At 55.6% G+C, this 24,027-nt stretch carries 18 protein-coding genes and 1 riboswitch; all 18 genes read right to left on the bottom strand.

Features of this window, described 5'->3' with window-relative positions:
- Positions 1-721, bottom strand: a 721-nt coding sequence (ribB, locus tag JW937_07685; protein ID MBN1587295.1) for a 3,4-dihydroxy-2-butanone-4-phosphate synthase, incomplete at its 3' end; no start/stop codon positions are given.
- 98 nt (positions 722-819) lie between these two features.
- Positions 820-1,041, bottom strand: a riboswitch (FMN riboswitch).
- 52 nt (positions 1,042-1,093) lie between these two features.
- Entirely contained in the window at positions 1,094-4,795 is a 3,702-nt protein-coding gene (gene smc, locus JW937_07680; protein ID MBN1587294.1) for a chromosome segregation protein SMC, read from the bottom strand.
- A 17-nt stretch (positions 4,796-4,812) separates the two neighbouring features.
- The gene (locus tag JW937_07675; GenBank protein MBN1587293.1) at positions 4,813-6,789 is read right to left on the bottom strand and encodes a hypothetical protein; all 1,977 of its coding nucleotides are present in this window, start codon (positions 6,787-6,789) and stop codon (positions 4,813-4,815) included.
- A complete protein-coding gene (locus tag JW937_07670) occupies positions 6,773-7,207 on the bottom strand; it encodes a hypothetical protein (protein MBN1587292.1) in 435 nt (144 codons plus the stop codon). The genes JW937_07675 and JW937_07670 overlap by 17 nt, the downstream gene beginning before the upstream one ends.
- 258 nt (positions 7,208-7,465) lie before the next feature.
- Positions 7,466-7,999: a type 4a pilus biogenesis protein PilO gene (gene pilO / locus JW937_07665; GenBank protein MBN1587291.1), complete on the bottom strand. Its 534-nt coding sequence runs from the start codon at positions 7,997-7,999 to the stop codon at positions 7,466-7,468.
- Positions 7,999-8,967: a general secretion pathway protein GspK gene (locus JW937_07660; GenBank protein MBN1587290.1), complete on the bottom strand. Its 969-nt coding sequence runs from the start codon at positions 8,965-8,967 to the stop codon at positions 7,999-8,001. The genes pilO and JW937_07660 overlap by 1 nt, the downstream gene beginning before the upstream one ends.
- On the bottom strand, positions 8,954-9,559 hold the full coding sequence (locus JW937_07655) for a prepilin-type N-terminal cleavage/methylation domain-containing protein (GenBank protein ID MBN1587289.1): 606 nt from the start codon (positions 9,557-9,559) through the stop codon (positions 8,954-8,956). Before JW937_07655 ends, JW937_07660 begins: the two co-directional genes overlap by 14 nt.
- On the bottom strand, positions 9,556-9,993 hold the full coding sequence (locus tag JW937_07650; GenBank protein MBN1587288.1) for a prepilin-type N-terminal cleavage/methylation domain-containing protein: 438 nt from the start codon (positions 9,991-9,993) through the stop codon (positions 9,556-9,558). Before JW937_07650 ends, JW937_07655 begins: the two co-directional genes overlap by 4 nt.
- Positions 9,990-10,472 carry a prepilin-type N-terminal cleavage/methylation domain-containing protein gene (locus JW937_07645; GenBank protein MBN1587287.1) on the bottom strand — a complete coding sequence of 161 codons (483 nt, stop codon included), beginning with the start codon at positions 10,470-10,472 and terminating at the stop codon, positions 9,990-9,992. Before JW937_07645 ends, JW937_07650 begins: the two co-directional genes overlap by 4 nt.
- Positions 10,444-10,863 (bottom strand): type II secretion system major pseudopilin GspG, encoded by a 420-nt coding sequence (gene gspG, locus JW937_07640; protein ID MBN1587286.1) that lies wholly within the window; start codon positions 10,861-10,863, stop codon positions 10,444-10,446. Before gspG ends, JW937_07645 begins: the two co-directional genes overlap by 29 nt.
- Positions 10,863-12,068 carry a type II secretion system F family protein gene (locus tag JW937_07635; protein ID MBN1587285.1) on the bottom strand — a complete coding sequence of 402 codons (1,206 nt, stop codon included), beginning with the start codon at positions 12,066-12,068 and terminating at the stop codon, positions 10,863-10,865. Before JW937_07635 ends, gspG begins: the two co-directional genes overlap by 1 nt.
- Before the next feature lie 22 nt (positions 12,069-12,090).
- On the bottom strand, positions 12,091-13,440 hold the full coding sequence (locus JW937_07630) for a glutamine synthetase (protein MBN1587284.1): 1,350 nt from the start codon (positions 13,438-13,440) through the stop codon (positions 12,091-12,093).
- Between the two features lie 33 nt (positions 13,441-13,473).
- Positions 13,474-14,820, bottom strand: a complete 1,347-nt coding sequence (locus tag JW937_07625) for a hypothetical protein (protein MBN1587283.1) — start codon at positions 14,818-14,820, stop codon at positions 13,474-13,476.
- A 116-nt stretch (positions 14,821-14,936) separates the two neighbouring features.
- Positions 14,937-18,137: an efflux RND transporter permease subunit gene (locus tag JW937_07620; protein MBN1587282.1), complete on the bottom strand. Its 3,201-nt coding sequence runs from the start codon at positions 18,135-18,137 to the stop codon at positions 14,937-14,939.
- A gap of 2 nt (positions 18,138-18,139) precedes the next feature.
- Positions 18,140-21,871 carry an efflux RND transporter permease subunit gene (locus JW937_07615; GenBank protein MBN1587281.1) on the bottom strand — a complete coding sequence of 1,244 codons (3,732 nt, stop codon included), beginning with the start codon at positions 21,869-21,871 and terminating at the stop codon, positions 18,140-18,142.
- A 26-nt stretch (positions 21,872-21,897) separates the two neighbouring features.
- The gene (locus tag JW937_07610) at positions 21,898-22,359 is read right to left on the bottom strand and encodes a tetratricopeptide repeat protein (GenBank protein ID MBN1587280.1); all 462 of its coding nucleotides are present in this window, start codon (positions 22,357-22,359) and stop codon (positions 21,898-21,900) included.
- 1 nt (position 22,360) lies between these two features.
- Positions 22,361-23,782, bottom strand: a complete 1,422-nt coding sequence (locus tag JW937_07605; GenBank protein ID MBN1587279.1) for an efflux RND transporter periplasmic adaptor subunit — start codon at positions 23,780-23,782, stop codon at positions 22,361-22,363.
- A 31-nt stretch (positions 23,783-23,813) separates the two neighbouring features.
- On the bottom strand, positions 23,814-24,027 hold a 214-nt coding region (locus tag JW937_07600), incomplete at its 5' end, for a hypothetical protein (GenBank protein ID MBN1587278.1).

The following is a 24,027-nucleotide window of genomic DNA, read 5'->3' as shown; positions in this document are numbered from 1 at the left end:
TCAAGGCCACGTGAGCGCCGGTGTCCACGTCGGATTCATACACGGTCACATCAAATTCACCGTACTCCGTGGGCATCACCGTGGTGGCTGAGCGGTGGACCAGTTTTTCAAAACGCCGGCGATAAAGGATCAGGTCCCGGATGGTGCACATCTTGAGCCCGTGTTCCTGGGCAAAAAGCTTGAGGTCTTTGGCGCGCGACATGGTGCCGTCGGAATTCATGATCTCGCAAATCACGCCCGCAGGCCGCAATTCACTCAAACGCATGAGATCGATGCAGGCCTCCGTATGCCCCACGCGCACCAACACCCCCCCGTCACGCGCGCGCAAAGGAAACACATGCCCGGGGCGCGCCAAATCTTGAGGAATGGACCGAGGGTCAGCCAGCACCTGGATTGTCCTGGCCCGGTCGTGCGCGCTAATGCCCGTGCTCACACCCTTGCGCGCGTCCACCGAGATAGCCCAGGCTGTCCTAAAAGGATCGTTCATGTCCGCGGCCATTTGCGAAAGGCCGAGTTCGTCCAGACGCTGCGCTTCCATGGGAACACAAATCAGCCCGCGGCCGTGAGTGGCCATGAAATTGACGGCCTCGGGTGTGGCGTGTTCCGCAGCCACAACCAAGTCGCCTTCGTTTTCACGGTCCTCGTCGTCCACTACAATAACCATGCGGCCGGCCTGCAGGTCTTTGAGGATTTCAGAAATCGGGTGAAAGCTGGATGGCATAAGAAAAGCCCCGTTAGGTTCGGGGCTGAGACGCAAAGAAGTAACACACACAGGTCCGGTGCGCGCGCAACCGCCCGCACACAGGCCGCAGTGCCTTCTCTCATCTTCTCTCATCTAGGCTTTCACTATCGGTCCCGGAATCTCACCGGGTCGGCCCGTCGGGCTCTCCGTCAGCTGCCGAAAAACGCCTTGTCTCCGGCTATTTTGACAGCCTTCCCAAATAAGGAGATTTGATTTAAACCCAATAGGTTCGCGGACTTAGGACAATCAAGCTGGCCATTACCGCCGGCCGGGAATTTCACCCTGCCCCGAAGATGTAAGGCTAGCCTAATCTTTGGGAGGATTTCTGTCAAGCTGCTGGGAGAGCGTGGCTTAGCGGCTCTCTGACTCGGACTCGACTGCGGTCTGGGCTGCATCGGTGGCCGGGATATCCTCCTCCCCCCCCAGGGTCACCGTTTCCTGGGCCCTGCCCGTCTCAGTCTCAACGCCCTCGCTCTTCAAGCGTACTGACACAATCTTCGACACACCCTGGTTTTCCATGGTTACGCCATAGAGGAAGTCGGCCATGCTGATTGTCCGCTTGTTGTGCGTCACGATAATGAACTGGGACTGCTGCACGAACTCCTTGAGGATCTGACAGAAGCGATCCACATTGGCCTCGTCCAGAGGCGCGTCAATTTCGTCCATGATGCAGAAGGGGCTGGGCTTCACCTTGAAAATCGCCAGCAAGAGGGCAATAGCCGTCATGGCCCTCTCACCGCCTGAAAGCAGGCTCACACTCTGGAGCTTCTTCCCCGGAGGGGAAGCAATAATTTCAATGCCGGATTCCAAAACGTTCTCGGGATCCACCAGCACAAGCTGCGCATCGCCGCCGCCAAACAGGACGCGGAATAACTTGCGGAATTCCACGCGGATTTTTTCAAAAGCCTCGGTAAAGAGTTCCTTGGTGGTTTGATTGATTTCCCGGATGGCCTTATTCAGAGAATCCTTGCTCTTGATTAAGTCTTCATACTGACTGTTCAGGAACTCATAGCGTTTAACTTGTTCTTCGTGCTCTTCGATGGCCACCAGATTTACGGGCCCCAGACCCTCGATGCGCTTGCGCAGGCGGTGGACCTCGTTTTCGACTTGGGCCTCGTTCTCCTCTGCAGCCCAGGCAAATCTCTCCTCTGCATCCGGAGACTGAACCAAGCCAATGAGATCCAGTTGGTACTGCTGGCGGACACGATCTGCCACAGACTCCAATTGGTGCACACAGTCCTGCATTTGGATCTCCAGACCGTGGATCCTTTCCTGCAGACTATCGCGCTCGGCACGCTTGGTCTCGTAAACTTGCTCCGCTTCTTCGGCGTTTTCGGTCAATCGCTGGCGATCCAAAGAAATCTGGACAGCCTTTTCCTCAAGCTCTTGGGCTTCACGGTCCAGCTCCAGACTTCGCGCATCCAATTCCTGGCTGCTGCGTTGCAACTCCTGATAACGCTCCGACGCACTTCCCATTTCCACCTGCAAGGTCTGCGCCCGGTCTGTACCGGACTTGAGGGATTCCTCCACGACCTTCTGAGTCTGGAACAGTGCCACACGGCGCTCCTCAAAAATTTTGAGTTCGGCATTGAGTTCCGCGGACTCCCCACGCAGTCTTTCCAGGAGAGAACTGTTGCGCTCAATGGCTTGCCGGCGTTCTTGAATTTCCGCGCGGTGCCCCTCTAAGACCCCTTGAGACTGACTCTGGTAACCCCCTGAGCGGCTGAGCATCTCGTCGACTTCCTGCAGCTTCTTGTTCGCAGATTCCCATTCCGCGTCAAAACCCAGGATTTGCTCTTTGAGCCGGTTGAGTTCGGCTTGAGAGCCCGCAAACTCTTGCTGCCTCTGCGCCTGCGTCACACCCAGACGGCGTATCCTCTCGGAATTCGCGCGAATTTTTTCGCTGAGTTTTTCCACATGCTCCTTGGAGGATTCACGCGCAATCTTGACCTGACTCAGTTGACCGGCAACCTCTTCCGACTCAGCAGTCACTTCGCGAATAACCGCATCGCGGCGCAAAAGACTGGTGTCTTCGGTCACATGGGAGAATCCGCCGGAGAGAATGGTCCCTTCCAGACTGTCCCCATCCCGGGTGAGGATCATCCAATCGGACTTGCCTCCTGAATAACCCGTCGGAGCGGGCAAGCAGGCAGCAAGGGCCTCAGCATTTTCCCAATCCTCCGTAATAAAGACATTCTGAAGAAACCAAGAGACCACACCAAAGTGCTCGGGCCGCGCCCAAACCACGTCCGTGGCGCGCACGCACTTGCCGTCCCAATCCGGCGGAATCGACAAAGGCTCAATAGTGGGAACCTTATCCAAGGCCAGGAAAGAAGCCCGGCCCTTTTGTTCCTGCCGCAAATACTTGATGGCCTGTTTGGCCACAGCGCTGCGTTCCACCACAATGCACTGCACGCGTTCGCGCAACGCAGTTTCAATCGGGATTTCGTAACCGCTCGTCACCTCAATCAGATTGGCCACCGAGCCGCGAATGCCTTCGAGCTCTCCTGAGAGCACAGCTTTAGCTCCGGAGGAATATCCCTCTTTGCGCTCCTTCAAGTCCCGCAGATGCTGCAAGCGCATTTCCAGACGCCCTTGCCGGCGATTCAGATCCTCGAATTCCTGGTCGAGCCGCCGGCCCTTTTCTCCGGCTTCCCGGGCGCTGCGTTCCAGGCTCTCCTGTTCCGAAACACCCTCCTGCAACTCGGCTGATATCTGACGGTAGGCCTCGGAACGTTCGGCTGACTCGGTTTCCTTGGGGCCAATCTGGTCCACAACCCTTTGCCGCTCCAGACCCAAACGCTCCATGCTGAGCTGAAGAGCGCGCTTATCCAATTCCTGCTGGTTGCGTTTTTCATTCAGGCGCTCCAGCTCGCCTTCAAGGCGTTCAATTTCTTTGAGTTTGGTCTGGATCTCCCGGCGATCCACATCGAGCCAACCTTCGCATTCCTTTTGTTGGCTCTGTGTCTGAGCCACCCGGGTACGTTGCTCCTGCTCGGTCCTGGAACAGGCCTCTAATTCATGCAGCACGTTTTCCAAGTGACTTTCAAACTCCGACTTCTTGGACAGAGTCACCTCCAGCTCGCCGGAAAGCGCCTGGGAACGATTTTCCAGATCCCGGCAACGCTCGCGATCCAAGGCTGCACGGCGACGGCAGGACTCCGACTCAGCCGCCTTTTCCCGCTGCAAGTCGCGGATCCGGGACCACTCTTGCGCAGTCTGGTCAGCCTGGATTCGCAGTTCATCTCTTTGCGCATGCATTTTGTTGATTGAAATATCCGTGGAGGAGACTTCAGCCCGCAGCTCAATGAGTTGGTTTTCAAGCTTCTTGGCACTTCCCTGCCAATAGTGCAGGTGGCGAACAGCCAGCTTCAGTTCAAGCTCCTTGAGCTGGTCAAACTCCTCGCGATAGGTCCGGGCGCGCTTAGCCTGGCGTTCCAAGGATTTAATCTGGCGTTGGACTTCGGTCACGATGTCCGAAATACGCAAGAGATTCTGTTCGGTTTCTTCGAGCTTGCGCTCGGCCTCACGACGGCGCACCTTAAAGCGCGTGATCCCGCTCGCCTCTTCGAATACTTCGCGACGCTCCTCGGGCCGTGATGAAAGCACGCGGTCCATCTTGCCCTGTTCAAAAATGGAATAGGCACTCGTGCCCATCCCCGTTCCCATCAGCAGATTCTGCACATCGCGCAAACGCACGGGATTTCCGTTGATTAAGTATTCGCTCTCGCCTGAGCGAAAAAGCCGGCGCGTTACCGTGACCTCGGGATAATCCACAGGGAAAGTACCCTGCTCATTGTTCAGGGTAAGAGCCACCTCGGCCAGACCCATGGGGCCTTGCTCGGTGGTGCCGTTAAAAATGACATCTTCCATGCGCTGGCCGCGCAACTGGCGCGCGGATTGCTCACCCAGGACCCACTTGATGGCTTCGGCAATATTGCTCTTTCCGCAACCGTTGGGTCCGACAATCGCGGTCACGCCCTCCCCGATTTCCAAAACAGTCTTCTTTGCAAAGGACTTGAATCCCACAATTTCTAGACGCTTAAAGTGCATTCCTTCCTCCGGGTCGACTACTCAAAAGCAATTTCAATCTCAAAGGCCTCTTGCGGCCTCTTGAGAGCCTGCGGAAACGGTTCAAAGGGTGAAGCCTCGACTAAACGGCTGGCCACAAATTCGCCGAGTGCCTCGTCTTCACTGCCCAGCACTTCGGGCATCCCCACCAAGTGCCCGTCCTGAGTGAGCGTAAACTGCACACGCACGGCTCCGAAATAGCGGCGCGTGCTAGGACGATCCTGCAGCCGGGCCGCCACTTTCCGGCTGAGAGCACGGCGATATTCCGAATAAGCGATTTGGGCGGCCTTAAATTCCGACACCGTAGGCGTGGAGCTGACAAGCTGGAGCGGAGACAGCGACGGCTGCGGTGCGCGCGGCTGAGGAACATATTCCGGAATGGCCAGCGGATCGATGAATTCCCGGCCCGGCTCCTGCTCCTTTTCGAACTCCGGCTCAAGCGCGTATTCCGAAGCTTCCCACTCCGGTTCCTCATGCCCTTTCATAATGTGAGGCGTCAGCAAAATGACCAGTTCGGACTTGCTCTTGTATTCCTTTCGATTGGAAAACAACGCACCCACCACAGGAATTCTGCCCACAATGGGAATTTGATCGCGCTCATTGACAATCTTGTCCTGTATCAAACCTCCCAAGAGAACCATTTCCCCGTCTCTGACAATCACCTGGGTCTCGGTCTCTTGAGTCTTTACAATGGGGATCTTGCTGCGCTCGCTGCCGTCCGGATTGGTGAGCGTCACGGGCGTACCGGTTGTGCTCACTTCCGGCTTGACCTTCATGGTGATGTACCCGTCCGAACTGATAATAGGAGTCACGGTAAGAGAAACACCCACATCCACTAACTGCACATTGTCCGAAGTGATGGTGCTGCCTGTAGCCGGCACCGTCACCGTGGACGTAATGAAAGCCTCTTTGGTCCCCACCAAAATCCGCGCCTCTTCATTGTTCATGGCAAGAATCCGGGGGTTGGAAAGAGTATCGGTGCGGCCCATGCTCTCCAAAGCCTGAATCACGGTATTAAAGTTATTTTCTGCAAGCGTTCCCAATGTGATCGTGAAGGAGCTGTCTCCGGATGTGGAAGTCGGGCTGGCGGTTGAGGGTAAGCTCATGGAGTGCTCAAGGCTTCCGTCGAGCTTATTGAAAACAGCCTCCCAATCAATGCCGAGACGGAACTCATCTCCCAAAAGCACTTCAATAATGCGCGCGTCAATGAGCACCTGGCGGTCCCGTTCGTCAAAGGCGTTGATCACTTCTTCGGCCTTGGCCACGACTTCCGCATAATCACTGATCACAACTTTGCCCGTGCGCTCGTCCACACTGAGTTGGCCCACATTACCGGTCAGCAAAGTCCGAAGCTTCTCTCCAAGTTCTTCCACCTTGGCATAGCGCAATTCGAAAACACGCGTTTCAATGGGGCGGTCCAATTTGTTGATCAGTTGTTCCATCTCCTTCAGGCGTTCCGGAATCTCGATCAGAACCAAAGTATTGGAACTTTCATCCGGGATAACCCGGCCCACGACAGTCTTCATCTGCAAAAGAGTCTTTGCCACATCCGCGGCCTTGGCATCGCGGAGAGAGTAGCTGCGCATTTGCGTTCGCTCACGGAAGGGCGCGCCGAACATCTGTTCATATTCGCGCTCGGTCATCACTGTGACAATGTTGCCTTCTCTCTGAAAAGCCAGTTCATTGGCCTCCAGAATTAGGCGCAAGGCATCCTCCACACGCACATCCTTGAGAAAAATAGTGACACGGCCTTTGACATTGCGGCCGGCCACAATATTCAGACCTGTGCGGCTGGAGAAAATCTTGAGCAAATCAATAATTTCCATGTCCTTCACGTCCAGGGAAATCATGGATTCCATGCCCTGAGGACTCTGGGCATCCGGGACCGGGCCGGAAACCTGGGCGGCAACCGGGAAAACACCTAAACAGAGAAGCAATAGGATTGCCGGGAGAAACCTCTTAATATACAAGTTCAAATTTTTCTCCTCCGCGTTCCAGCTCCACGCGGTCCTCTTCGATCGCCCGCACTTTAAATCCTTCAATCTCATCTCCGATCCCCAGGGTCACGGAGCGATCGCTGCTCAACTCACGCACAATGGCCTGCGGAGGATGACTGCTGATGATTCCTACCACGGATAAGGCACTCAAGTCTGCAGCAGCCAATTCTTCGGCAATCGGACGAATCGGAGCCGTCGATCGATACTCTTCCCGCCAAAAAAGCTTGGGCCGGTTCCGCAGCACATCCAAATAGTGATCGAGCGGCGCAGCCTGTTCAATATTTAATACGGAAGTTTTCGAAAGAGAGGGGGCAGGTGTGGTTGGAAACGGCCGAGTTGCGGCCCTTGCGATCCACAGGCATGCCAACGCACAACAAACCAGCAGAAACGCACTCACTTGCTTCCATCGTACCGGGTCGGCCAAGCCTTCAAAACTTCTGAAAGGATCCTGTGACCGACTCAGCGGCACTGTCAAGCCGGATAAAGGCTTGAAGATCTGCAGTGCCGAAGGAGAAGTGCCCGCGCTCGGTGAGTTGGCTGGCTTGCCTGAGTGTCCCCTCCCTATGCGATTACGCAGCCATGCTTGCACGGGCGGTATTATATCTCAAGCTTTTAATTTTGTCCAGAATAAGGAGTTAGGGAAATGTCCGGGAGGTCAGCGAGGGCGCTCAACGAGCATATAAAACTTCACGGACTGCTCGCCCGAGCCTTCGACATTCATTTCCAAACGTTCAATTTCCAGGAGGGTGGGCGTGCTGCGCAAAGCATGGACTAAACGAAGAATGGAATCCGCCTGTCCAGAACCCTCGACCTCAATCCGCTCCGGGCTTCTCGTTTCGGTGCTGCGGGCCCGCAGGGGCTTGACCCGGCTAACGGTGACCTGAAACTGGGCGCCCAGTTCCTCAATTTGTCCCAGGATCCACGGCAAAACCAGTTCCCCGCTCGGAATCTGGGAGAGCCATGCCTGGGATTGCCCTTCAATCTTCCCGTATTCGGCCCTCTCGGCCTGCAGTTTCTGAGCCTGGCGTAACTGCTTTCGGACTAACAGGATCTGAGTGTCGAGTTCTTCCCAGCGATTCTTCAAGGGCCTCAAGCCCCACTGGAAAACAGCAGCCAAGATCAAGACTCCGGCCGTAATCAACACCAAGTTGCGTTCACGCTCCTTGAGCGACTGGATCTTGGCAACCATCAACGCTCCTCCCACATGAGTGTTGTCCCGTCCCGGCGATCGATCACTGCAACGAGCTCAGCCCAGATGCGCCCTTGATCATCCGAAACCACCGAGCTAAGCCGAACCTGCGTAGAGCCCACTCCCAGGAGAGCCTCTGCGTTGGACAGAAAAATTTCCTCCTCGACGCTGAGGTCGAAATCGCCGGCTCCCTTTTCGTAGAGTTCGGTCACGCCTTCGATGAGCCCCCAGGCCTCCCGGCCATCCACAATCTTGCGCGCAAGTGAATCCGCATCCACCAAAGTATCCGGCTGGCTCAAGAGCAAGCTGAGCACTTCAACCGGGGCTGTGTTCAAGTTCACCTGGGTACCCCCGTACACCGTAATCAAAGAGGCCCAGTCCCCGGCACGCTCCGGATCCAGGGTGGGAATCAAAGCCAATTCCCGGAAGCTTTGGAAAGGCCGTCCTTTTACCTTATAGGATAGTCCCAATTCCTCAAAGCTGCGATTCTCTTCATCTAAGGCTGCCTGCCAGTCTGTGTCCCCCTGCAAAGCCTGGTCCCCGCGCCATAGCGCCACGCTGTAAACCTCGGCAGGTGAATCGATATGAGGCAAGAGCGAAAGATGGTACTGAGAAAGCCAGTTGAGATTCAGACGAGACTGTTCATCCGTTACCTGGGTTTCAATAGACCAGGGGCCCTCTGTGCGGGAATACCGCTCAGGCTCGGGCTTCCAGGGCCAGCCCGCTAGGCCTTGGTCCGCGGGGATCTCCGAAGCCCCGGCCACAAATTCAGCACTTCGCAAGGCCATTTCCCCCCTCGCCAGAGCGCGGGCCTCGGCTCGACGCACCGCGTGTTTGACCAGACGCAGGTCCACACCCATTTGCCGGCCCAGGCCCAAGGCCAGCAAAAGCAAGATAGTTAAAACCCACAAGGAGGTCACCAAAATGGAGGCGCGTTCCGCATTGGGATACAGCCTATAATAGCGCACGGCCCCTGGCTCCCTGCGTCACAATGGCCACAAAGTTCCACTGTTCCGCTGTTCCCTCATCCCCCCAGACAATGCCAAACTCCGCACGCACAGCCGCAGGCAATCCATTCTCCGAATCCCAGCTCCGCTGCCACTCCCAATTTCCGTTCTCTTCCGGGAGGGGCGCATAGAAGAATCGAACAGAGTCCAGTCCTCTCAAGAAAGGCTCCGGAGCAGGAGGGACTGCTTCCGCTCCCAAATTAAGCGGCCGCGCGCTGCGCCAGAGGACTCCCTCTTCCGCGTCCCAGCTATAAATGACCCGGCTTAAAGCGCATTCAGCCGGACTCCCTTGAAAAATCAGACTGAGGAATTCACAGCCCGAAACCTCTCCCTCAAAAGCCGGAATCTCTTCATGCTCCAGGTTGATTGCATTCCGCAGTTCCAGATCCATCCGATCCGCCAAAATCCGCAATTCTTGCAGGCCCTCTCTCTGCTGGCCCGCGCGCTTCCAGGTGCGGACTCCGCCCCAGAATGTCGAGTAGATCGAGACGGAAATTGCGGCAAAGATGAGGACTGCCACGAGCAATTCGATGAGGGTAAAGCCTTTTCTCACGAGACCCCCTCTTCAGGCAACTCTTCTGCGGAGGGTTCTTCCTCCACAGCAGCGGAATCGCTGCGCGGGGAGAGGTAGGTGTCCAGCGTTGTTTTGAGCTCGGAGCGTGTATTCTTCCAGAGCCCTTCCACCCGCACGCGCGGCAAGAAACTCTGCTCTGCCGAGGGCTCCGTGCTCAGGGTCCAGGAGCTTCCGCGCAACGACCCCGTGCCTTTGGCAGGCAGTTCATCCACGGACCTGCCCTGGAGCACAAGTAATTCAGCTTCAGCCAACTCCTGGCGCGCTATCCAAATACTGCGCGTAAACCCTTCACTTGCCCGGACTGCCCGGCCGGCCGTGAGAAAGGAGCGCCCGACAGCCATGAGACCCAGCCCCAGAATCACGAGAGCCACCAGAGTTTCCAGCAATAGAAAACCTCGTTGTCCTCTTCTCAAGACGCCTCCTCAAATTGGATTTCAACTTTGGCTGTTTGTGGCCAAATTTGGATTCTTAGCTCCGCGCCTTTGGAATTTTGCAGGCGGATCAAAGCGGCTTGCGCGCTTCCGTCCGGATAGAAATCCACGGACGACCACTCTCCCTCCAGGCTCACCTGATCATGCAAAGGCCAGGCACGTCCTGTCCGGCCGGGCACGCGCACAAAATCCTCGGAGTCATCGGCCACGAATATGCGGAATTCCCGGCGCGCGGCATCCCAACTCACGCGATGGGTGCGCTCCTGCTGCACGGCTTCGTATGCCGCCAGGCGCGCGCACTGAGCTAAATCACGCCCCGCACGCTCCAGTCCCAAAGTGTCCATTGCAGTACGCAGGTTAGGTGCGGATAGGCCGATCACGACCAATACAATCGTGACGACAATGAGGAGTTCTATGAGGGTGAAGCCCGGATCAGAGGTCCTCTTCCCAATTCGTGACATCGTCACCGCCTCCCTCCACGCCGTCTTTGCCGAGGGAGTACAGATCGTAGTCTCCCCGGTTCTTCTCGCCGGGGCACTTGTACACAAAGGAGTTCCCCCAAGGGTCTTTGGGCAGGCGCTTTTTCTTCAAGTAAGGACCCTTCCAGTTCTCAGCCTGAACGGGGGCTTGGATCAGGGCTTCCAAACCCTCCTCACTCGTGGGATAACGGCCCATATCCAGGTCAAAGAGGTCCAGAGCCATGCTGAGGTTCGATTCAATATCAGCGCGGCAGGCCGCCACCTTCGCCTCTTCACTGCGAGGCATGATCCGCGGCGCGGCCATGGCCACCAACACACTAATAATCACCACAACAAGCAAAAGTTCGATAAGGGTAAAACCGTTTTTTCGCATCAAGCCACCATCAGGTTCATCTGGAAAATAGGCAGTAAAATGGCAACCACCATAAATGCGATGATCACCGCGACTATGAGAATCATCAAAGGTTCCAAGAGCGCTGTCAACATTTTTATCTCGCGATCGGTTTGCCACTCAAATGAACTCGCCACGCGCAACAAGGCTTTGTCCAGCGTACCGACCTCTTCTCCAACCGCCACCATTTGAGCCATAAATGCAGGAAAGACAGGGTGTTTGCGTAAAGCCTCGGCAATGGAGGCTCCCTCCCCCACCCGGGCAGCCATCTCCCGGAAACCCTCCTGTACCAAAGGCGTACCCGCAATGCCGGAGACAATCTCCGCACTCTCCAAAACCGGAACCCGGCTGGACAGCAAGGTTGCAAAGGCACGCGTGACCCGGGCCACATCCATGCGCTGGACGAGTTTTCCAACCCAGGGCAAAGCCTGCAGACTTCGGACGCCCAGACCCCGGAGCCATTGAGTCGGAACAATTTTCTCCCTGAAGGTCCAAGCGAGAATCCCCAAGATCAAGACAAGAGGGCCGTATCGCAAAGCTAAACCACTTGCCGCCAGGAGGATCCGGGTAGGCAAGGGCAATACTTGGCCCATGTCCTCAAAAAGTTCCACCATCTGCGGAACCACAAAGACAAGCATCACAAGGGCGGCCAGAACACCAAAACCCGCGACCAACAAAGGATAGGCCAAAGCCAATTGAATGCGGCTTTTGGTCTCCGCATCGCTTTCAGTAAGCAGGGCCAGTTGCTCTAAGGAGCCTTCCAGGTTTCCGGAGAGCTCGCCTGCGCGCACCATACTGACATAGAGATTTGTGAATGTGGACGGATGGCGGGCCATGGCATCGGAAAAACGGTCCCCCTCTTCCACGGCTGTGTAAACCTGCTCCAACACCCCGCGCAGGCGCGGGTTGGTGCTTTGCTGAATCACCACCCCCAGAGATTGCAGCAACGGCACGCCCGAGCCCACAAGATCCGCCATCTGACGGGTCATCACAATGAGTTGGGAATTGCCGGCGCGAGAGGAATTGACACTGTTTACGGCAGGAGATGAGCCAAGGGGCTCCAAAGAGTAAGGAACGATGTTCTCCGCGGCCAGCTTGGAAACTGCCTCTTCCCTGGAGGAGGCTTCAACCACTCCCTCGACTGTGCGGGACGGACCGCGTCTGGCGCGATAGCGAAATCGGGGCATAAATTAACTTTCCCGGCAAGGCCTAGAGCACGGGCAGGTACTTGGTGAGTTCGTAGTCCGTAATCTGCGTCTTAAAACGATCCCACTCGATTTGTTTGTTCTGGATAAAAGAATCAAAGACATGATCCCCTAAAGTCCTTCTCAGCAGCTCACTGCCCTCGGCAGCTTGCAATGCTTCCAAAAAACTACCCGGCAACTCTTTAATGCCGCGCCTTGTGCGCTCCTCCTTGGACATTTCGAAGACATTCTCCTCCACCGGATCGGGCAAAGGATAGTTGTTCTCAATTCCCTCAAGGCCCGCGGCCAGGAGCGCGCTAAAGGCCAGATAGGGATTGCAGGCCGGATCCGGAGAACGCACTTCCAAACGGGTGGATTCCTCGTGGCCCAGTTTATACTGGGGCACACGCACCAGGTCTGAACGATTGCGCACAGCCCAGGAAACATACACAGGTGCTTCGTAGCCGGGGATCAGCCGCCGGTACGAATTGATCCATTGATTGGTGACCAGGGTGATCTCCGGCATATGGCGAAGGATCCCTGCCATAAACTGCTTCCCCAAGGAAGAAAGATGGTGGGGATCGCCCGCATCAAAAAAAGCGTTTCTGCCTTCCCTGAACAAAGACATATGCACATGCATCCCGCTCCCGTTTTCGTTGGCCAGCGGCTTGGGCATGAAGGTCGCGTACACTCCGTGCTTCATGGCCACTTCTTTGACTACCAGGCGATAGGTCATCACCGTGTCGGCCATGGTCAAGGCATCGGTGTAACGCAAATCGATCTCGTGCTGGCTGGGCGCGACCTCATGGTGGGAGTACTCCACCGGAATGCCCATGCCCTCCAGAGTGAGAACCGTCTCACGCCGGAGATCCGAAGCAACATCCAGGGGTGTGAGATCAAAGTACCCCCCCATATCGATGGGTATGGGTTCGGAAGAAGACTTGAAATAGAAATACTCGAGCTCAGGCCCCACAAAAAACGTGTAGCCCTTTTCAGCCGCCCGCTCCAAATTACGCTTGAGCACAAAACGCGGATCCCCTTCAAAAGGCACTCCCCCGGGCCTCAAGACATCGCAAAACATACGCGCTACAGCATTTTCCTGAGGCCTCCAAGGCAGCACTGCAAAGGTGCTTGGGTCAGGCAGGGCGATCATGTCCGACTCGTCTATACGGGTAAAGCCTTCAATAGATGAGCCGTCAAAGCCCATCCCCTCCTCCAAGGCCTCCTCGAGTTCAGCCTCAGTAATCGCAAAGCTCTTCAAAACCCCGAGAATATCCGTAAACCACAAACGGATGAATTTGACATTGTGCTCGCGCGCAACACGCAGCACAAATTGAGTGTTCTTATTTTCTGATGTCTTGTCCTGTTCACTCACAGTGATATCCTCATTATCCAGTCAAAAGAAAGACTAATTAGGAGAGACCAACACGACACGGTCCTCCGGTTCCGGTGCCTCTTCCAAGTCACTCAAATCCGCTGCCGAAACATTGGCACGCGCCTCAAGCACTCCCATCACACCCACGCTTCTGCCGTTTCGAATCACCTCGAGCTGATCACCGGCACGCAGGCCTTGGTTTACACCCAGGTTGACGACCACAAACCCATGCTGCTGATTCACGCTCAAGACCTTACCCGGCCGGGTGAGCTTTCTCAGCACCTCCTCGGCTTTTTCCCGGGTAATCGTGGCCTCAGCCAGCTCTTCAGGCGGTGCATCCAGTTCCCGGCCCAAATCAGAAGGCCTTGCCAAGAGATCCTCAACCGGCAAAGGCGCGGGAGGCGGGACTGTTGGATCACTCACATTTTGTTTAACCACAATAGGCGGCAGCTCGACAAAACCCGGAGTCGCGGTCTGCTGACTCGAAGCGTCCAGGCCCGGGATACCGGCGCTAACCTGATCCCTAAGCGTGGTCTTGGCCACTTGGAGCTCTGCCAGCTTCCTCTCCAAAACCTGATTCATCTGGGCAACCTGCTGGATCAAGGCATTCTTTTCGTTGATCAAAGCGACTTTCTGCTGGGTCGCTGTTTCCAATTGGGCACGCACCGTCCTGAGTTCCACTTCCAAGGTATCCCTCTCCACATCAAGGGCCTCTAACCGGCGTTCCAAATTCCCGTGTTGCGCCTGCAAGCGAGCCAAGTGCGAAGCCAAGGTATCGCGCAGCTGTTTTTCGGCCGTCAGCTCCTTGGCCAGATGGTCGCCGATACTGACCGCGTCCTGGAGCTCACGCGTCAGGCGCATCTCCTCGGCGCGCAGGATCTCGATTTCCCGTTGCCGTAAGGCCGGGTCTCTCAGATCGGAACGCGCCTTGGCCAACTCCACTTGGAGCGCCGCGTTCTGCTGAAGAAGGGTGCTGACATAGGTATTGTCTCCCTGAGTCATCAACCTCTGCTCCAATACGGACTTCGCGGCTTCAACAGAGCTGAGTTCTTTTTGAAGCTGCTGGTTTTCCTCTGCCAGACGCTGCTGTTCGCTCTCCAGCTCCTGCCTCGCATCTTCAAATTGCAGCCGCGACTCTTCAGTAAGAGCCAACTCCTCATCCAAACGGGAGATACGCAACCTCAATTCTTGATTCTCGGATTCGGACTCCTCCAGCTGGGTCTTAAGGCCGCGCACCTTTGCCTGGTGCTGTTCGCGCTCCTCACTGATCGCGCTCATCTCCTGAGAGCGGTTTGAGCCCAAATAGTACACCCCAAGCGCCAGAATCGCGCACAAAAGGCCGACTAAGATGTTGGTGATATTAACCCTGCTTTCGGCCACTTGCATCTCCTTCAGAAAACGATGAGAACTGCAGAAATGCTACAGACAATTAGTTTAGCAGCGCAGGACTTTGGTGTCATGTACTGGTTGAACGGTCTCCTGCCCAAACTCGCCTATCAAACTTCGGCAAGCTCGCCCGGCCGGATCCACAAAAGGATCCGTCCAAAGAGCCCGACCACGTCTTCAAAAATCATATAGATGCACGGCAATACAAAAAGCGTCAGAATCGTGGAAACGGTAAGGCCGGAACAAACCGTAATGGCCAATGGAGCCCAGAGCTGGGACTGCTCTCCCTGGTCCATGGCCAGAGGTAAAAGGCCCAAAATCGTGGTACACGCAGTCATCAGAATAGGCCGGACGCGGTTCGTGGTCGCGTCCAGAACCGCACGCAAAATCAGTTTTCGCCTCTGGACCCGGCCGGCCGGAGTCCGGCGCACCAAATTATTGGTATGATCCACCAAAATGATGGCGCTATTGACCACAATGCCCCCCAGGAGAATCGCCCCGATAATCACCCCCATACTGACCGGTGTCTTGCTTAGAAACAAAACCCAGATCACACCCAGGGCAGCCAAAGGCACTGTGAGCAAAATAATCATGGGCTGCAGATAGCTCTCAAAGAGCGCGGCCAAGACCATGTAGACCAAAACAAGCATCAGAAGGAGGGCCTGCACAAGCTGCCGGCGGATCTCAATTTGGCGGTAGTAGTCACCCGCAAACTTCCAATAGTAGTCGCGAGGAAACTCCATTTCTGCGAGGGCCGCTTTGATTTGGTCCGTGGCCTCCGTGTAGGGCACCCGGCCCAAGGTTCCGCTCAAGGTCGCCATCCGGCTCTTGTTCTTACGGAAAATCTTGCTGGGGCCGCGTCCCAATTCAAAATCAGCCACCTGTTCCAGATAGACCTGGTCCCCGCGGGGCGTAACCAGCAAGAGTTTGTATACATCATCGAAGGTCTTACGGTCCTTTTCCTGCAGACGCACAATGACTTCGACTTCTTTTCCCTCAGTGTGAAAAGTAGTGGCCCGCAGACCCTTCATCTGGGCATGGACGGAGTTGGCAATGTCATCGACCGTCAACCCAAAGTATGCGGCCTTCTGCTTGTCCACGCGGATTAAAAGCTCCGGGCGGCCGGGCTTGAGACTGGACTTGATATCGCTGATGACACCCAGTTCCCCAATCTTCTGGCCAATTTCCGAAAGGAGCTCTGTAAGCGTTTCGTAGGAGTGCCCGAACACATCCAGGCTGACCTCCTGTTCCTCCCCGGAGGTCAGCTCTTCAAAGAAAATGAAGGCGCGCACATTATAGTATTTCTTTTCGATCTCCTCGGTAAAAGGTTTGATCGCATCAATCACTTGTTGGGGCGAACGTTCAATATCCTCCCGGGGCTTAATTTTGACATAGATCTTTGAGGACCAGGGTTCAACGCGCGCGGAGACGGTTTCGATCTCCGGAAACTGCTCCCGGTCTTGGAGAACTTGCTCCACATCCGCGACCACTTCATCGGTAAGGTCCAATTTGACGCCTGTGGCCAGCTCTATAAAAATGGTGAACTGTCTTTCCGAGGTCCCTGCGGCTAATTCCTTTTTAAGTTTTGAGCCCATCAATAGGACCGTGGCCGCAAAACCCGCAATAATGACGAGAATGACCAGATAACGCGACCGGACAAATACCCTCAAAATCCATGTAAAAAAAGGAAGTCTCGGGAGTATTCCCGCCGCAGCGCGCTGCTGGGCCCGCTGTTCCTTCCGGCTTCTAAATGTCCGGCTAAGCCAATTGTTGCGCATAAAATCTTTGGCTCCGGCCAAAGGATCCCAGCGCATATGAGCCACAAGCACAGGTACCAGACTTACAGCCACGGCCAAGGACGAAATCAAAGCAAAGGTCACGGTGAGCGCCAGACCCAAGTAAACCTTTCGCACATCCGCGCTCACATACATCAAGGGGAGAAAAACGACCAATGTCGTGATGGTAGAGGCCACCATGGCCAAAAACATCTCTTCAGCACCCAGACTAATAACCTCTTTTTCCCGGCCCGGGCTCAACACTCCGTACCGCTTATTGGCTAAGGACATCTTTTTATGAATGTTCTCCAGCACAACAATCGCATTGTCGACCAGCATCCCGATTCCCAAGGCCAGGCCGCTTAGAGTCATCAGGTTCAGGGTGAGATTATTGAAGAACATCATGGCAAAGGTAATCATCACAGAGGTCGGGATGGAAAGGGCCACGATGATCGTGCTTTTAAACTCCCTTAAGAACAAAAAGAGAACAATCATGGCCAGCAAAGCTCCCGAAATCAGGAAGGAACGCACCAGTGCGATGGCCTCGAGGATGGCCTCGGCGCGGTTGGTGATCACAACCAACCGGAGCTTGTCCTGGTACTGCTGCCGCAGTTCCTCCACAACCCCGTTGACGACTTCCGAGACCTCGATAGTATTGGCCGCGGATTCCTTATAGATCAGGACTGTAACAACCCCCTTCTTGTCCACACGCGCAAAACCCGTGGGTTCCAAGAAAGAGTCCTCGACACTGGACATCTGCTTAACACGGACAATCACGCTCTGAGGCGTGGCCTCCACCCCGACTTGTTCGATTTCCGCAATCTCTTCAAAGCGGCCGATGGTGCGCACCACGTACTGGCGGCGCTGCGTCTGGACCAGTCCTGCCAAAAGGTTCTGGTTGCTGGATCCAATGGAGCCCACCAGGCGTTCCAGTCCTTCGGAATGCGCCACAAGCCGGGCCTTGTCCGTCTCCACAAGAATCTTCCGTTCGCGGCCGCCCCAAACCTCGACCTTGGCCACCCCTTCAATCCTGGAAAAGCGGTCCTTAATTTCATCATCCACAATCTTGCGGACCTCTTCGGGCTCCTCCCCCCGGGTTCCGAAGACTGCAATATTGGAGATGTGGAAGTCGCCCTGGCTGAACTTGGCAATCACCGGTTTTTCAGCCTCGTCAGGCAACTTGCCGCGAACACCTGCAAAGGCCTCGCGCACTTCGATTCCGGCAATATCCATGTCCGCATCGGATTCAAAACCCAGGCGCACCTCAGAACGCCCTTCTTCAGAAATGGAAACCATTTCGCGCAAACGGCCCACAGTGCTCACCACGTCCTCGATAGGCCGGGTTACCAGGTTTTCCACCTCAACCGGAGGCATCCCTCCCCGGATATCCACACGAATCGTAATAAATCCCAGCGCGGTGTTGGGCATGAGTTCGACTTGAAGACGTGTCAGCGCAATCGCACCGATCAACAGGCAGGACAGGAAAACCATGAACACCGTGACAGGCCGCCTAACGGCGATGCGGGGAATACTCATATTTATCTCGTGCTATCGCTCTGTTTCAACCAGTTACGTCCAATCTCCGTCAACTCATAGTAACGGCCCGGCCCCAAGGGCCCTTTGGCTTTGACGCAGCCGGTTTCAAAAAGCTCTTTGAGATCGCGAGCGGCAGTAGGAACCGAAACGTCAAACTCCCGGGCATATTCTGTCCGGGTCAACCAGCGCTTCTGTGTGAGAATGCGCAGGAACTTTTGCTGTCTTTCATTGAGCTGAAAGTCCAGACATCCGAGTTCGGGGATCTGTCCGGTTTTCTCCGGCTCTTCCGGCGCAGGGACTTCTTCGAGCCCCGCGTCCCGGGCGGCTTCTTCAATCAGATCTTCGGGACCGTCTTCACAATCTTCTTCAAAATCTTCCTCCAAATCGCCTTCCAAGTCCGTATCCAGGTTGAGAGGGGCTTCGGGTTCCGGCTCTTGTTCAGGTTCAGGCTCCGGGAGCTCCAAAAGACTCTCCTCTTCCTCCAAATCCACGGCTTCCCATTCTTCCTCACTGAGAGCCGCTTCCGGTTCCGGCATCCAGGAGGCCACCTGGTAATAAACACAGGGAATGACCGCCAGGGTCAGGAAAGTCGCAAACAAAAGCCCAAAGCCGATGGCAACGGCCATAGGCGATTGAATTTCCGAACCCTTGGCCACTCCCATGGCTAAGGGCAAAACAGCAAGAATCGTGGTGAGCGCAGTCATAAGAATAGGCCGCAAACGAATCTGGGAAGCATGCCGGATAGCTTCATAAACGGACTTGCCGCGCACCCGGCTGATATTCGCGAAGTCGATAAGCACAATCCCGTTGTTGACAACCGTACCACCCAAGACAATCACACCCAAGATCACCATAACGCTCAACGGCGTGTTCGTGAGCTTCAGGCCCACAGCCACACCAATCAGGGAGAGCGGCACCGTAAACATAATGACAAAAGGCTGCCACAGACTCTCAAACTGCGAGGCCATGATCATATAAACCAGAATGATCGAGAGAATCAGAGCGAACTGCAGGCTGCGGAAAGAGTCCTGCATCTGCTCCTGCTCGCCGGTTACGATAACCTTGATATCCGGCGGCAAATTCATTCCTTTAATTTGGCTGCTTATCTCAGAAGAAACTTCATTGAGCGGCCTGCCTGCGATATTGGCAGTAATTGTGTTCACCCTCTCCTGATCCACACGCCGGATTTCACTGGGCCCCAGACCTTTGTACAGGGCAGCCAGCTCAGAAAGCGGCATCTTGGCACCCACCGGGGAATCCATGAGAACACGCCCCAAGCTGTTCACCGATGACCGGTCCTCTTCCCTCAAACGCACCTTGATGTCATACTCCCGGGCACCTTCCTTGTATGTGGAGGCGATAATTCCCCGGATCGCAATGTGCGCGGTTCGCGCGATGTCCGCCACTGAAAGCCGGTACAGAGAGGCCCGGTCCTTGCGTACCTCTACCTTGGTTTCAGGAGAAGGCAGGGCCAGATTATTCTTTACATCAGCCAAACCGCTGATTCCCTGCATGCGGCGCTGGATCGCGTGGGTCCACTTCTCCATTTCCTCAAGTTCCGAACCGCGCACTTCCACGACCACCGGCGCCCCTGACTGAACCGCGGAAGCAAAGAGGCTTTCCCTCAGTACAAAATCCAGTTCTGCGTCGCCCAAATCCACCCCTTCAAGATCTGCTCGAATATCATTCACGATTTCCCGGGTTGAATTGAACTCATAGGGCTCTCCACCGGGGTTTTCAAAATTGGGCAGGATCGGGGATAAGAGCTGCGCCATACGGCTAGGCAGAGTCACCCCCACAATAATGCGCGCCTCGTGGGCAGAAAGAGCATCCAAGGACTCAACGCGGCGGCGCGGACTGGAGCCCACACTCACCGTCAGGTGTTTAATCTGTTTTTGTTTTGACAAAACCTTCTCAATTCTTTCAACCACCTCATTGGTCACTTCCACCCGGGTTCCGGCCGGAAGCAACACCTGCAAAACAAACTCACCCTGATCAATTTTGGGCATAAACTCCTTGTCGTGACCAGCCAATAGAAACAGGGAAACCACAAAAGCCACGACAGACATCGGGAAAACCAACCACCGGTACTGCAGGACGGCGTTAAAGAAATCTTTAATTTTTCCTGAAGCCTCCTCTTCTTCAGGGGCATCTTCAATATCATCCACCTCCAATTCGCTATCATCCGCATCACGATGGCGGCGAATCCCCGCTACCAAAACAGGAATCAGCGAAAGCGAAACAAAGAGAGAGGCAATCTGGGAATAGGTTACGGTGAGGGCCAGTTCGCGGAAAATCTGCCCAGCCACACCCACGACAAAGATCATGGGCAAGAACACAGCCACTGTCGTAAGAACCGAGGAAGTCACAGCCCCGGCAACCTCCACTCCGCCTTTGACCGCAGCCGGCCGGATCCCCAACCCCTGATTGCGATAACGGTAGATATTTTCAATGACAACCACAGAAGCATCCACCAACATACCCAGACCCAAAGCCAGACCGCCCAAAGAAATCATATTCAGGGTCAGGCCTTGAAAATACATCATGAAAAGGGTAATCATCACCGATACAGGAATGACGCAGGCCACGATGAAGGCAGCGCGAAAATTTTTGAGAAAGGCCAGAAGCACAAAGAAGGCCAAAAATCCGCCGATAATAGCCGAGTCCCTCACCCCCTGAATTGCCTGAGTAATCAGCTCGGACTGATCATAGACAATTTCGAAGTCCACATACTTGGGCAAAGTCTCACGAATCTCCAGGAGCTTTTCTTTAACTGCTGCGACGGTACGCAAGGTGGGCGCATCCGCCTGCTTCTGCACTGCCACCGTGATATTGGGTTGGCCGTTATAGCGGGAATAACTCGTACGGTCCTTGACTGTATCCTTAACCTGGCCAATTTGCCGGATAAGGACAAGCCGCCGGTCCTGAATGCGCTCCTCGCTCTCGTCCTGCATCAGGGATTCCAGGGCGCTGCGCCCGGGCTTCTCCGGCACCTTGGACTCGATGGCCAGGTCGGCAATCTCCTCCACCGTCTGGAATTCGCCCATGGTGCGCACAAGGTACGAGAACTTCTTTTCCTCGATGCTGCCGGCAGGATAATTGAGATTGGCCTTGGTTAAAGCCTCCGTAACCTGTGTAAGAGAAACATCCTGGGCGCCCAACCGCGATTGGTCGATCTCAACGAGGATCTCGCGCTCAATCCCGCCGCTAACCACGCTGGAAGCCACGCCTTCTGTCTTGTCGAGTTCATCCTTGATCATGCGGCGGCTGATTTCCAAGAGCTCGGACTCGGACTCCCGCCCGGTCACGGAGAGGATCACGACCGGCAAATCAAAAGGATTGAATTTCACGACCACGGGTTCTTCGGTTTCGCGCGGAAGCCGCTCTTTGACGAGGTCGATCTTTTCCCGCACTTCCAAAGCGGCAAACTCCATGCGCGCGCCCCAAAGGAACTCCACAGTCACCTGGGAGAGGCCCTCACGCGATACGGAAGAGACTCGCCGCACCCGGCCCACCGTGCCCACTGCTTCCTCGATAAGCTTGGTCACCAGACTTTCAACCTCTTCGGGAGCGGCATTGGGATACGCCGTAACCACGGTCAGTTGAGGATAAGAGATGGGCGGAAAAAGTTCCTGGGGGATCTTTGTGACTGAAATGAGTCCGAGAAGGAGAAAGGCCAGGAAGACCATGACCGTCGTAACCGGACGGCGGACGGCCAATTTGGAGATTTGCATCGCTTCACTTCACCCGAGTTGAAGAGCTACTTATTAGGCATTCGTTTTGGTATCCGATACCCCAACTCTAAGGCGCGCTGCCGGTGTTGCTCCGCCTCCTCTGTTAGCGGGGGCTTTAGGTTTTCAAGGGCCACGGACAACACATAATGGGCCTTGGGCGAATCCGGCAGGGTCTCAATTACCTCCCGGAGCACCTCAACCGCTTTCTCATATCGCGAAAGCTCGAGCAGGGTCACGGCCAGATCGAGCTTGGCCTCCATATCAGCGGGATTCTGCTCCAGCACACGGTGCAGGCTCTCTAAGGCCTGGTCATGTTCACCACGCATCATATGGTACTTGGCAGCGGCCTTGGGCCCATCAGGCGCCTCCTTGTTCCAGGGCGCGGCTTCAAAACCCCCTTCGCTCGCTTCACACAATGCCAAGGCCCCCAGCCCAAACGAACCCAAAACCATCAAGCAAAATGTCCATCTGAAAATAGCCCGCCCCAAGTCAGCCCTCCAAAATTTCAGTAATTTCAACCCGCGCGCCGTCGGAAATCTCTTCCCGTTCTTCCAAAATCACCAAATCACCTTCCTCAATGTCTCCCTCAATCACCGCCTCTGTGGAGGTCAAATGTTGCACCTCGACAGTACGCTGAGCAGCCATCTGCTCTCCCTCCTCCCCTTCAACCACAAAGACAAAGGACCCCTCGTCCGTGCCGCGCAAGGCCTCAATGGGAATGACTATGGCCTGATCACTGGTAAAGGTCGTGACCAGAACACGCGCAAACATGCCCGGCAAGAGAAACCCTTCGCTATTATCCAGGGCGACACGCGTGGTCAGTGTGCGGGAGCGTCCCTCAAGTTGCGGCAAAATATTGTCGATGACTCCGTAAAATACCGACTCCGGATAGGCGTCCACCGTGACTCGGACTTCTTGGTTGAGGGCGATACGCCCCACATCCTGCTCAGTAATACCGACTTCGGCATAAATGCTGTCCACCTTGAGCAAGGTCCCGACCTTGGTGGAAGGCGTAATGACCTCCCCGGGCTCCACTTCCCGCGTGCCGACAACGCCCGCAGACGGGGCGCGTAGAAAGGTCTTCTCCAGCTCTTCGCGCTGCAACTTGACCTCCACCTCCGCGGTCGCCACCTGAGCCAGCGCAGCTTCGTAGTCCAAGCGCACCTCGTCCACCTTGCCCTGGATCACGGCTCCCACCTCATACATCTTCTCGATTAGGCGCAAGCGCTGCTCTGAAGTGCGGGCCGAGGCGCGGGCTGCCTCTGCACGGCTTTCGGCAAACTCGAGCCTCCCCTTGAGATCACGCTGGTTCAAAGTGGCCAGGAGCGCGCCTTCCTCCACCAAATCCCCCTCCCGGAACTCCACGCTCGCCACCACCCCGTTGATCTCAAAACGCAGGTCAATATCCGCATAGCTCTTGAGTGCACCCAGGGCCGGCAGCTCATCCACAAAATCAACACGGCTAATCGGGTAGGCCTTGGCAATAATCCCTTCTTCATCCAGGGCCTCCTCCGGGGCCCCCGCATCCAGCTCAGCCGCGCCCTCGCCTTCCACCGGCTCACTTTCTTGGGCTGTTTCCGCTCCCTTAAACCAGGGCAAATTCACGCCGGGCAACCCTTTGGACTCCGGGCGGCCGTAAAAATACCACATAGCCAACAAAGCCGCGAGAATTCCCATCAAGAGAACGGGGAAACGAAGCCCCTTCTTCTTGACGCGCTTGGGTTTGGGCTTGGGCTTGGGTTTGGATCGAGGAACAGGTGCGGGCAAAGGCGCAGAAGCCGGAGGGCCCGGTGGCTCTACGGGAGGCGTACCGGGCGAAGCAGGCCCTTTCGGAACCGATTTCTTGGGTCCCGGAAGTTTGAACTTCAAAAACGAGAAGGGCTTGGATCGAGATGGGCGCTTTTCAGCCATGATCTCTAGAAGTCTAACATGGAACGGCAGACTAGGGAAATAGGGCGTAACCGGTCACGCGATTTAAACCGGACAAAGACTCGTAATACTCTTGAAGAGCATCGAGGAAAAGGGCTCTCTGGTCAGCCAACCGGGTCATATTGGTCAAGACTTCCGAAGTCAGCGCCTCATTGAGTCCGGCGCGCACCTTGGCCATTTCATACTCCCGCTCGCGCAATCGAATTTTGGCAATCTCGCTAAAGACC

Source organism: Candidatus Omnitrophota bacterium, assembly GCA_016929445.1.
Classification (GTDB): Bacteria; Omnitrophota; Gorgyraeia; order JAFGIU01; family JAFGIU01; genus JAFGIU01.
This window is presented reverse-complemented; position numbering and strand designations above follow the sequence as displayed.